The organism is Ruegeria sp. EL01, assembly GCF_900313035.1.
GTDB lineage: Bacteria > Pseudomonadota > Alphaproteobacteria > Rhodobacterales > Rhodobacteraceae > Ruegeria.
In genome coordinates, this window is the sequence record NZ_OMPS01000037.1 from 62,052 (window position 1) to 72,180 (window position 10,129).

A 10,129-nucleotide genomic window follows, 5' to 3' on the forward strand; every position below is an offset into this window, starting at 1 on the left:
GGAATCTGGCAAGCGTGGGCCAAAACAGGCGGTCGCTAAAACAAAAGAACCCCCGCTTGCGCGGGGGCCTTTATCTCGCTCCAAAGACAGGTCCGATCAGAGACCGGTAGAGATGTCGATGGTGTTACCCTCTTCCAGGGTCACATATGCTTTCTTGACGTCTTTCCGCTTGCCCAACTGGCCGCGGAACCGCTTGACCTTGCCTTTGGTGATGGTGGTGTTGACCGCCTTCACCTTGACACCAAACAGCGATTCAACCGCTTCTTTGATCTGCGGTTTATTGCTGTCGATCGCTACTTCAAAGACAATCGCGCCATTCTCGGACGCCATAGTCGACTTTTCGGTGACGATCGGCTTGCGGATCACGTCGTAGTGTTCTGCCTTCGCGCTCATTTCAGTCGAGCCTCCAGTGCTTCGACACCCGCTTTGGTGAGCACCAGAGTGTCACGCTTGAGGATGTCATAAACATTTGCACCCATCGACGGCAGGATATCCAAACCTTCGATGTTGCGCGACGCCTTCAGGAAACCTTCGTTCACGGTCGCGCCGTCGATGACCAGAGCGCGTTTCCAGCCCAGATTTGCAACCTGTTTGGCCAGAGCGGCAGTCTTGCCCTCGGATGCGGCGTCTTCGATCACGACCAGTTCACCAGCTGCCATTTTGGCAGATAGCGCATGGCGCAGACCGAGTTTGCGGAACTTTTTCGGCAGGTCGTGACCGTGCGAGCGCACGACGGGACCTTTGTAAACGCCACCACCCCGGAAGATCGGTGCCGAACGTGCGCCGTGGCGTGCGCCACCGGTGCCTTTTTGGCGATAGATCTTCTTGGTCGAGTAGGACACTTCCGAGCGGGTCTTGACCTTGTGGGTGCCAGCCTGCGCGTTGTTGCGCTGCCAACGGACCACACGGTGCAGGATGTCCGCGCGCGGCTCGAGGCCGAACAGGTCTGCATCCAGCTCGATGTTGCCGGCTTTGCCGCCGTCCAGTTTGATTACATCAAGTTTCATGCTTCACCACCTTCCGCGGGAGCTTCTTCCGCAGGTGCTTCAGTTGCGACACCTTTTACGGCTGCCGGGAAAGGCAGACCTTCGGGTGCTTTCTTCTTGACGGCGTCCTTGACGGTAACCCAGCCCGATTTCGGTCCAGGAACGGCGCCTTTGATGAACACCAGACCACGGTCGGCGTCAGTTTTGACGACTTCCAGGTTCTGGGTGGTAACACGGGCAGCACCCATGTGACCGGCCATCTTCTTGCCTTTGAACACCTTGCCCGGATCCTGACACTGGCCAGTTGAACCGTGCGAACGGTGGCTGATCGAAACACCGTGCGAGGCGCGAAGACCACCAAAGTTGTGGCGCTTCATTGCCCCAGCAAAGCCTTTACCGATCGAGGTGCCCGAAACGTCAACCTTCTGACCTTCCAGGAAGTGTTCTGCCGAGATTTCGGCACCCACTTCGATCAGGCCATCAGCGGAAACGCGGAACTCGGCCAGCTTACGCTTGGGCTCGACCTTTGCAGCGGCATAGTGACCGCGCATCGCCTTCGAAGTGCGTTTTGCCTTGGCGGCACCGGCACCCAGCTGAACAGCGGTATAACCGTCTTGCTCATCGGTGCGCTGTGCAACGACCTGCAGGTTGTCCAGGTGAAGAACGGTCACAGGAATCTGCTTGCCGTCTTCCATGAACAGGCGGGTCATGCCGACTTTTTTTGCGATAATACCAGAGCGCATAATCAATACCCTCCGATCTTACGACTGCAACTTGATCTCGACGTCCACACCAGCAGCGAGGTCGAGCTTCATCAGCGCGTCAACGGTCTGGGGGGTCGGATCAACGATGTCGAGCATACGCTTGTGCGTACGGATCTCGAACTGGTCGCGGGATTTCTTGTCAACGTGAGGGCCACGGAGAACCGTGAACTTCTCGATCTTGTTCGGCAGCGGGATCGGGCCGCGCACGTTCGCGCCGGTCCGCTTGGCAGTGTTGACGATCTCTTGCGTGCTGGCATCCAGAACGCGATAGTCAAATGCCTTGAGCCGAATACGGATATTTTGGCTTTGCATAATAACAGCCTTTTATCAGGCGTTGAGGTTGAGAGGAGGACAAGCGCGCATCGCCAACCCTCTTCGAACCCAAAAGGCGGGAATCACCCCGCCTTGATGTTCTTATAGAGAACTCGCGCGATTTACAGGGACGTGGGGGGTTTGGCAAGGGAGAAATGAAACGTGCTAACCCGCCCCTGCGCGTGATGGTCAGGATCCGCCATAAGCCGCAGAATAGCGTTCCTGCAAAAGCGCGCTGCGTCGGCCGAATACTGATCCGGGCACGCCATGGCCGGGTAATTCCCAGATACCAAACCCCGGGTCCAATGCATGGTGCCCCAAACAGGTCATACCAATATCCCGGCAAATCTGGGCGCCACCGGCAGAGACCGAGATGGTACCGATGCCGTGCAGCAGGACATCCCGCTCGGCCATCGCCTCAAGAAACGTGACAAAAGACGCCATCAGCAGCGCACTTGCCCCGGCATGACCCGAGCGCACGATCAAGGCTGGGCAATAGCCGAAATACGAACCCGGCAGGATGGGGCGATGAAGCCGATCCGCTGACAGATCAGCCTCAATCAGTTTGCCGGTTCTGAACAGAGCTTCATCTTCGGGCAACAGGAAGGGGAGCGTCCATTTCGCGACCATCGTATCGCCGCACATGATCGCACCCCAATGTTCGCGATGGGTTTCGTAAATCGGCAAAAACACATCTACACTTGGCTCAAAACCTGAAGGCAGATCACCAAGGTCCGCATCGGCAAGCGCGATCGATGCGAGGCTCGCGTCCCGCCAGGAGCCAGCAAATATCTTGTCGACCAGCACATCATCCAGTTGGCGATACTGACATTGTGGCGGGTTCTTTGCTCGGGCATCCCAGTCCTTGCGGCAGGCCACTACATCCTCACGCCTCCACCCAAGGCGGTCTGACAATCGGTGCTCAAGGTCACCACGGATGAACGATACAGAGCGCTCGTATTTTCCGACGGCATCAACGCTCACTCCCAACGCGTCCGCGAGCTCTTCTTGTGTCATGCGGCCTTCGCGACCGTGTGCCGTGCGGTGCGTCCTGAGCATGCGCGCAAATCGGGACGGTGTGTTGGTCATTGGCCCAATCAAACAAGACAACATTGATAGACCACAATGGCATCCCGCCAGCCAAATTACAAAGCCGGTTACGGATTGCTTACGGCAACTTACCAGAGCGCGGCTTACGTCAGTTACGAAAAGCGGATAGCACGCTCAAGATATCTGGAGTTCGCCCCGTCAGGAGAGTGCCCAGATGACCCGACGCATCCCCGTAACATCCAACGCGATTGCAGTAATTTTCCCGTCTTTGCGCCGAAATCAGACCGCACGACGCGCCGCTGTAACACCAAAAGAGCGTGCACGCCGCAGTATGCAACGCAGGCCGGGATGGTCAAAACAGCGTAGACAGCTCAGGGGCCTGTCTGCACTGAAGGTAAGAACTGATTGAGGGGGCGGTCTTTGTCAGCTTGGCCAGAAGGTTCCTGTTACTCCAGCCCTGCAATGGTCCTTGGGGACGGATACCGCTGCCATCATATCCAATAGGTCAGTGCCAACGGCAGCACGAGCAAGGCAGCCAAAGTCGATAGCAGGATGAAGCCTGCCACATCCGGGGCCTCGTCCGGCAGATACTGGTCGATAACCAGGTAGTTGGCCACTGAAGACGGCATGAGGCAGTTCAGGATCACCACCCCGCGCTCGGTTCCGGCAAATCCGAACATTCTAACAACAGCGATCGCAACAATCACGGCGAGCGCCAGATGCAGAATGGTCAAGATGATGGCCTTCTTTGCATTGCGGACCTTGAACGAGGCCAGCGAGAAGCCCATCGTGTAGGCCATGCCGGTATCGCCAAACGCCAAAAGCGTAACCGGCAGGCCGATACCCCCGATATTTCCGTACATCAGCGGGCCCAGAAAGGCCGGGGTGGAACATCCCAGAAATCTAAGCGCCATGTATCCAAGCACGCCAAATGACAACGATCAGAACTGCGGCCGCCATCACATTAAGAAAGATGCCAATATCGACCGAGGCGGTAGACAGATGAGAAATGACAAGCGCCGGAAAGCCCACATAAGAGATCAGGCCATTCACCACCTTGTTGTCGAACGGCGCCCGAAACGCCGCAACTTCAGGTTTCTTGAATTTCCCTACATAAGTTTCTGTTTGCCTCAATCTGGAACTATGGTCATGAACGGCGGCGGTCGTGCACGACACGTGCGTCCGATTGACCAGACAAATGAGGATGACCCCATGATTGAACGCATAGAAACCGGCGAACGTTCGTCCAAGATTGTGAAGCATAACGGTGTCGCCTACCTGACCGGACAGGTCGCCGAAGGTGAGACAATTCAAGAGCAGGTCCGCATCTGTCTGGACAAGATTGATGCCCTTTTGGAAAAAGCGGGCTCATCGCGAAACAACATGCTGCGTGTGACGATCTGGCTGGCCGATATGAAAGACTTTGCCGGTCTGAATGAGGTCTGGAACGCGTGGGTTCCAGCGGGTCACGCCCCCGCACGCGCTTGCGGAGAAGCCAAGTTGGCGCGGGCCGAGCTCAAGGTCGAATTCACTGTGGATGCGGCCTACGACTGAGATCAGTTGGACTGGCGATGTTGACGATCTCGTAAGAGCGAGCATCAAATATCCGATGATCGAATGCCGTCAGTCATGTATGGACGTAATAGTCAGCCGATTTGGGCAGAGGGTTGGGGCGCAAAGAGAGGGGCGTCGCCAACCCTCTTCCAACCCTGGAACCGGGATCTCATCTTATTTGCGCTGAGGTGCCCGCATGCCAGAGATAATACGGCGCATTAACACCATGAATCGCTCCTGCTCAGAGACAGTCAGAACCTTCAACGCTTCGGCGTTCACATTCTGCGCGCTGTCATAGGCATTTTCCCGCAATGCGGCAGATTTGTCTGTCAGCCAGATCAATTGTGCTCGGGCATCAGAAGGGTTTTTCGTTCGCTTTATCAGGCCATCGCGCTCCATTCGGTTGAGCGTGTTGGCCAAGGTTGCTTGTTCAACGTCAATCTTCGCCAACAAGTCCTTCTGCGAGACGCCATCCTTGAGCCATAGCTCCAACAAGATTGGGAATTGCCCGATAACGATGCCAAGAGGTGCAATTCGTTGCTGTAAATCTCTGGCGAACAGACGCGCAATGTGATTGACCAAGTATCCGGCCGAGTCTTCTTTCCTAAATTCCATATTTGAATTTTAAGCTTGAATAGCAAGCTATGCAATATTACATAGCTTGCTATGTTTATAATCTCTGAAAAGGATCTGTGATGGCTGGCATCGAAGAACTAGATCAAGTGACCACCCTGGCCGACCAACTGCAAACGGAGGAAGGTCCAATCGTTCTAATCAACCTGTTTACGGTTGATGCGAAAGACGAGGCTGCTTTGCTCAAGGCCTGGGCACATGATGCAGATTTCATGAAAGCCCAACCGGGTTACATTTCGACCCAGATTCACAAAGGTATCGCAGGCAGTTCGACGTTCGTGAACTACGCCGTTTGGCAGGATGTCAAAAGCTTCCGCGACGCTTTCACTCACCCCGAATTTCAGCGTCGCATCGCCGAATACCCCGACAGCGCGATGGCGCGGCCACATCTTTTTCGAAAGCTTGCGGTCGAAAACCACTGTGTCGCATAACACTATGATTGGAGCAGCCACATGTTGAGAGCTATCCACCCGATCGCCGGATTAGTTGGGTTTTTGACGATCTTGGTGTTCTGGACCACCACCATCTCCAGCGAATTGTTTGGAACCTACGCGACTGTCACGACAGTAAAATCTATGATCGTCGCCGGGCTCTTTATCCTCGTACCTGCGATGATCATCGTCGGAGCATCAGGATTTTCCATGGGGCACAGCCGCATAGACGCACCAGCGATGGCCAAGAAGAAGAGGATGCCAATCATCGCCATGAACGGCTTGCTAATTCTGGTTCCTGCGGCGCTATATCTGAGCGCGAAGGCCAACGTCGGCTCGTTCGATACGCGCTTTTACACTGTTCAGATCATTGAACTTATCGCGGGTGCAACAAATTTGATTTTGATGGGGATGAGTATCCGCGATGGTCGGTCGATGAGCAGGCGAAGAAGGGCTGCGCCAAGGAAGTGACGCAAAAAGGCCGCCCGTTGTTGGGCGGCCTTCTTTAGTTCACCAATGTGGCGGGCTGACGCCCGGCCTGCCGATTACTCTACGATCTTCGACACGACGCCGGCGCCGACGGTGCGGCCGCCTTCGCGGATGGCAAAGCGCAGGCCGTTTTCCATCGCGATCGGTGCGATCAGCTCAACTTCGAACGACACGTTGTCGCCAGGCATAACCATCTCGGTGCCTGCTGCCAGGGTCACGGTGCCGGTTACGTCCGTGGTCCGGAAGTAGAACTGCGGGCGGTAGTTCGCGAAGAACGGCGTGTGACGGCCACCCTCTTCCTTGGTCAGGATATAGGCTTCGGCTTCGAACTTGGTGTGCGGTGTAACCGAACCCGGCTTACACAGAACCTGACCACGCTCAACACCTTCACGGTCGATACCACGCAGCAGGGCGCCAATGTTGTCGCCCGCTTCACCGCGGTCCAGCAGCTTGCGGAACATTTCAACACCGGTACAGGTGGTTTTCTTGGTGTCGCGGATGCCGACGATTTCGATCTCGTCGCCAACATTGATCACGCCACGCTCAACACGGCCGGTCACAACCGTACCACGACCCGAGATCGAGAACACGTCTTCGACCGGCATCAGGAAGGGCTGGTCAATAGCGCGCTCAGGTGTCGGGATGTACTCGTCCACAGCCGCCATCAGCTTGCGGATGGATTCCTCGCCGATTTCCGGGTTGTTGCCTTCCATCGCGGCCAGAGCCGAACCGGCAATGATCGGAATGTCGTCGCCGGGGTATTCATACGAAGACAGCAGTTCGCGGATTTCCATTTCCACCAGTTCCAGCAGCTCTTCGTCGTCAACCTGGTCCACTTTGTTCATGAACACGACCATGGTCGGGATGCCAACCTGGCGGCCCAGCAGGATGTGTTCACGTGTCTGCGGCATCGGGCCGTCAGCAGCGTTCACAACCAGGATCGCGCCGTCCATCTGCGCCGCACCGGTGATCATGTTCTTGACGTAGTCGGCGTGGCCGGGGCAGTCAACGTGGGCATAGTGACGGTTTTCCGTCTCGTATTCCACGTGGGCGGTCGAGATGGTGATACCACGCGCTTTCTCTTCCGGCGCGCCGTCAATCTGGTCATACGCTTGGAAGTCACCAAAATACTTGGTGATCGCTGCCGTCAGCGTGGTCTTGCCGTGGTCAACGTGGCCAATCGTTCCAATGTTGACGTGCGGCTTATTACGCTCAAACTTTTCCTTTGCCATGATGGCCTCCTGTCATTGAGAAAGGGAAGAGGTCGAACGCCCCTTCCCTGATTTCGCTTATGCGTATTTCGCCTGAATCTCGTCCGAGATGTTCTGCGGAACCGGATCGTAATGCGAGAACTGCATGGTGAACTGGGCACGGCCCGACGACATCGAACGCAGAGTGTTGATGTAGCCGAACATGTTGGCCAGCGGCACGTTCGCGTCGATTGCGATGGCGTTGCCGCGGGGTTCTTGTCCAGACACCTGACCCCGACGCGATGTCAGGTCGCCGATGATCCCGCCGGTATATTCTTCCGGGGTGATCACTTCGACCTTCATGATCGGTTCCAGCAGTTTCGCGCCCGCTTTGCGCATACCTTCACGCATACCCATGCGTGCGGCAATTTCAAAGGCCAGAACAGAGGAGTCCACGTCGTGGAACTTACCCTCGATCAGCGCAACCTTGAAGTCGATCACGGGGAAGCCAGCCAGCGGGCCGCTATCCATGACGGATCTGATCCCTTTTTCGACGCCTGGGATATATTCCTTCGGCACCGAACCACCAACAACGCGAGATTCGAAGGAATAGCCTTCGCCCGGTTCGGTTGGCGTGATGATCATTTTCACTTCAGCAAACTGACCCGATCCACCCGACTGTTTCTTGTGGGTGTAAACGATTTCAGCTTCGTGGCCGATGGTTTCACGGTATGCCACTTGCGGCGCACCGATGTTGGCCTCGACCTTGAACTCGCGCTTGAGACGGTCCACCAGAATGTCCAGGTGAAGTTCGCCCATGCCCTTCATGATAGTCTGACCGGATTCCATGTCAGTTTCCACGCGGAAGGACGGGTCTTCGGCGGCCAGACGGGCCAGACCCTGGGACATTTTCTCCTGGTCGGCTTTTGTCTTCGGCTCAACCGCGATCTCGATCACCGGGCTCGGGAAGGTCATGGTTTCCAGTACCACCGGATCGTTGACAGCACAAAGCGTGTCACCGGTTGTGGTGTCTTTCAGACCCGCCAACGCGATAATGTCGCCCGCGAACGCTTCCGTGATTTCTTCACGGTTGTTCGAGTGCATCATCATCATCCGGCCAACGCGCTCTTTCTTGCCTTTGGTCGAGTTCAGCAACGTGTCGCCCTTATTCAGGACGCCCGAGTAGATCCGGGTAAAGGTCAGCGAACCAACAAAGGGGTCGTTCATGATTTTGAACGCCAGACCCGAGAACGCCATGTCATCATCCGCGCGGCGCGGAATGTCACGGGTTTCAGTTTCGTCACCTGGTTTGAAGCCCATGTAATCGACAACGTCCAGCGGGCTGGGCAGATAATCGATCACAGCATTCAACAGCGGTTGAACACCTTTGTTCTTGAACGCGGAACCACCCAGAACCGGAACGAACGCGATTTCCAAGGTACCTTTGCGCAGCAGGGCGCGCAGGGTTGGAACGTCGGGCTCGTTGCCTTCCAGGTATTCCATCATCGCGTCGTCGTCCATTTCGACGGCCGCTTCGATCATCTTGCCGCGCCATTCGTCAGCCATGTCTTTCAGGCTGTCACGGATCGGTGCTTTGATCCAGCTTGCGCCCAGGTCTTCGCCCTGCCACAGCCATTCTTCCATGGTGACCAGATCAACCAGGCCTTCCAGCTCGGTCTCTGCGCCGATCGGGATACCAACCGGAACAGCACGTGCGCCGGTGCGGTCTTCGATCATGCGAACGCAGTTGAAGAAGTCAGCGCCGATCTTGTCCATCTTGTTGACGAACACCATACGCGGAACCTTGTAGCGGTCAGCCTGACGCCACACGGTTTCGGTCTGAGGCTCAACACCGGCGTTTGCGTCCAGAACGCAAACCGCACCGTCGAGAACCGCCAGCGAACGTTCAACTTCAATGGTGAAGTCAACGTGGCCGGGGGTGTCGATGATGTTCAGCCGGTGCTTAGGCGAGTCAGCAGTTTCGCCATCTTCGGTGCGTTCCCAGAAGGTGGTGGTCGCAGCCGAGGTGATGGTGATGCCGCGTTCCTGCTCCTGCTCCATCCAGTCCATGGTGGCGGCACCGTCGTGCACCTCACCAATGTTGTGGGATTTGCCGGTGTAGTACAGGATGCGTTCCGAGCAGGTGGTTTTACCTGCATCGATATGCGCCATGATACCGAAGTTACGGTAGTGGTTGAGTGTATAATCGCGTGCCATTTTGATAAACCTCTGGAATTACCAACGGTAGTGGCTGAAGGCTTTGTTCGCCTCGGCCATCTTGTGGGTGTCTTCGCGCTTCTTAACGGCAGTACCGCGGGACTGTACGGCGTCCAGCAGTTCGCCAGCAAGGCGCTCTTCCATGGTGTTTTCGTTACGGCCACGCGCAGCAGTAATCAGCCAACGGATGGCCAGTGCTTCGCGGCGCTCGGGGCGCACTTCGACCGGAACCTGATAAGTTGCACCACCAACCCGGCGCGAGCGAACCTCGACCGACGGTTTGATGTTGTCGAGCGCTTCGTGGAACACTTCGACAGGGGCGCGCTTGATTTTGCCTTCAACGCGGTCAAATGCGTTGTAGACGATGCGCTCTGCAACCGACTTTTTACCGTCGATCATCAGGTTGTTCATGAATTTAGTCAGAACCTTGTCGCCAAATTTGGCGTCAGGCAGGACTTCGCGTTTTTCAGCGGCGTGACGACGTGACATATCAGCCTCTCCTT

Annotated in this window: 14 protein-coding genes; 3 read left to right on the forward strand and 11 right to left on the reverse strand. The window is 56.3% G+C overall.

Annotation, left to right across the window (positions count from 1 at the left end; translation table 11 throughout):
- Window positions 1-96 precede the first annotated feature (96 nt).
- From D9K61_RS14530 to D9K61_RS14560, 7 genes are all read right to left on the reverse strand, one after another.
- A complete protein-coding gene (locus D9K61_RS14530) occupies window positions 97-393 on the reverse strand; it encodes a 50S ribosomal protein L23 (RefSeq protein WP_085823275.1) in 297 nt (98 codons plus the stop codon).
- Window positions 390-1,007, reverse strand: a complete 618-nt coding sequence (gene rplD / locus D9K61_RS14535; RefSeq protein WP_120633920.1) for a 50S ribosomal protein L4 — start codon at window positions 1,005-1,007, stop codon at window positions 390-392. The genes D9K61_RS14530 and rplD overlap by 4 nt, the downstream gene beginning before the upstream one ends.
- Window positions 1,004-1,729 carry a 50S ribosomal protein L3 gene (rplC, locus tag D9K61_RS14540; RefSeq protein WP_120633921.1) on the reverse strand — a complete coding sequence of 242 codons (726 nt, stop codon included), beginning with the start codon at window positions 1,727-1,729 and terminating at the stop codon, window positions 1,004-1,006. Before rplC ends, rplD begins: the two co-directional genes overlap by 4 nt.
- Before the next feature lie 18 nt (window positions 1,730-1,747).
- On the reverse strand, window positions 1,748-2,062 hold the full coding sequence (rpsJ, locus tag D9K61_RS14545; RefSeq protein ID WP_037314942.1) for a 30S ribosomal protein S10: 315 nt from the start codon (window positions 2,060-2,062) through the stop codon (window positions 1,748-1,750).
- 189 nt (window positions 2,063-2,251) lie between these two features.
- The gene (locus tag D9K61_RS14550; protein WP_162946912.1) at window positions 2,252-3,151 is read right to left on the reverse strand and encodes a helix-turn-helix domain-containing protein; all 900 of its coding nucleotides are present in this window, start codon (window positions 3,149-3,151) and stop codon (window positions 2,252-2,254) included.
- Window positions 3,152-3,603: 452 nt separating this feature from the next.
- Window positions 3,604-4,026: a hypothetical protein gene (locus tag D9K61_RS14555; RefSeq protein ID WP_120633923.1), complete on the reverse strand. Its 423-nt coding sequence runs from the start codon at window positions 4,024-4,026 to the stop codon at window positions 3,604-3,606.
- Complete coding sequence (locus tag D9K61_RS14560; protein WP_120633924.1) at window positions 4,016-4,246, reverse strand: hypothetical protein; 231 nt, start codon at window positions 4,244-4,246, stop codon at window positions 4,016-4,018. Before D9K61_RS14560 ends, D9K61_RS14555 begins: the two co-directional genes overlap by 11 nt.
- Before the next feature lie 78 nt (window positions 4,247-4,324).
- On the opposite strand from D9K61_RS14560, the gene D9K61_RS14565 reads away from it, so the two are divergent.
- Complete coding sequence (locus tag D9K61_RS14565; protein ID WP_120633995.1) at window positions 4,325-4,666, forward strand: RidA family protein; 342 nt, start codon at window positions 4,325-4,327, stop codon at window positions 4,664-4,666.
- A 174-nt stretch (window positions 4,667-4,840) separates the two neighbouring features.
- Here the strand turns inward: D9K61_RS14565 and D9K61_RS14570 are convergent, their stop codons facing one another.
- Entirely contained in the window at window positions 4,841-5,281 is a 441-nt protein-coding gene (locus D9K61_RS14570) for a MarR family winged helix-turn-helix transcriptional regulator (protein ID WP_120633925.1), read from the reverse strand.
- A gap of 80 nt (window positions 5,282-5,361) precedes the next feature.
- On the opposite strand from D9K61_RS14570, the gene D9K61_RS14575 reads away from it, so the two are divergent.
- Both D9K61_RS14575 and D9K61_RS14580 read left to right on the forward strand, forming a co-directional pair.
- Window positions 5,362-5,730 carry an antibiotic biosynthesis monooxygenase gene (locus D9K61_RS14575; RefSeq protein WP_120633926.1) on the forward strand — a complete coding sequence of 123 codons (369 nt, stop codon included), beginning with the start codon at window positions 5,362-5,364 and terminating at the stop codon, window positions 5,728-5,730.
- A gap of 75 nt (window positions 5,731-5,805) precedes the next feature.
- Window positions 5,806-6,201: a hypothetical protein gene (locus D9K61_RS14580; protein ID WP_254055786.1), complete on the forward strand. Its 396-nt coding sequence runs from the start codon at window positions 5,806-5,808 to the stop codon at window positions 6,199-6,201.
- A 74-nt stretch (window positions 6,202-6,275) separates the two neighbouring features.
- On the opposite strand, the gene tuf is transcribed toward D9K61_RS14580, so the two are convergent.
- From tuf to rpsG, 3 genes are read right to left on the reverse strand one after another with little or no spacing between them, the layout of a single operon-like run.
- On the reverse strand, window positions 6,276-7,451 hold the full coding sequence (gene tuf, locus D9K61_RS14585; RefSeq protein WP_120633928.1) for an elongation factor Tu: 1,176 nt from the start codon (window positions 7,449-7,451) through the stop codon (window positions 6,276-6,278).
- Window positions 7,452-7,508: 57 nt separating this feature from the next.
- On the reverse strand, window positions 7,509-9,626 hold the full coding sequence (gene fusA / locus D9K61_RS14590; RefSeq protein ID WP_120633929.1) for an elongation factor G: 2,118 nt from the start codon (window positions 9,624-9,626) through the stop codon (window positions 7,509-7,511).
- An 18-nt stretch (window positions 9,627-9,644) separates the two neighbouring features.
- Window positions 9,645-10,115 (reverse strand): 30S ribosomal protein S7, encoded by a 471-nt coding sequence (gene rpsG, locus D9K61_RS14595; RefSeq protein ID WP_008756926.1) that lies wholly within the window; start codon window positions 10,113-10,115, stop codon window positions 9,645-9,647.
- Between the last annotated feature and the right edge of the window lie 14 nt (window positions 10,116-10,129).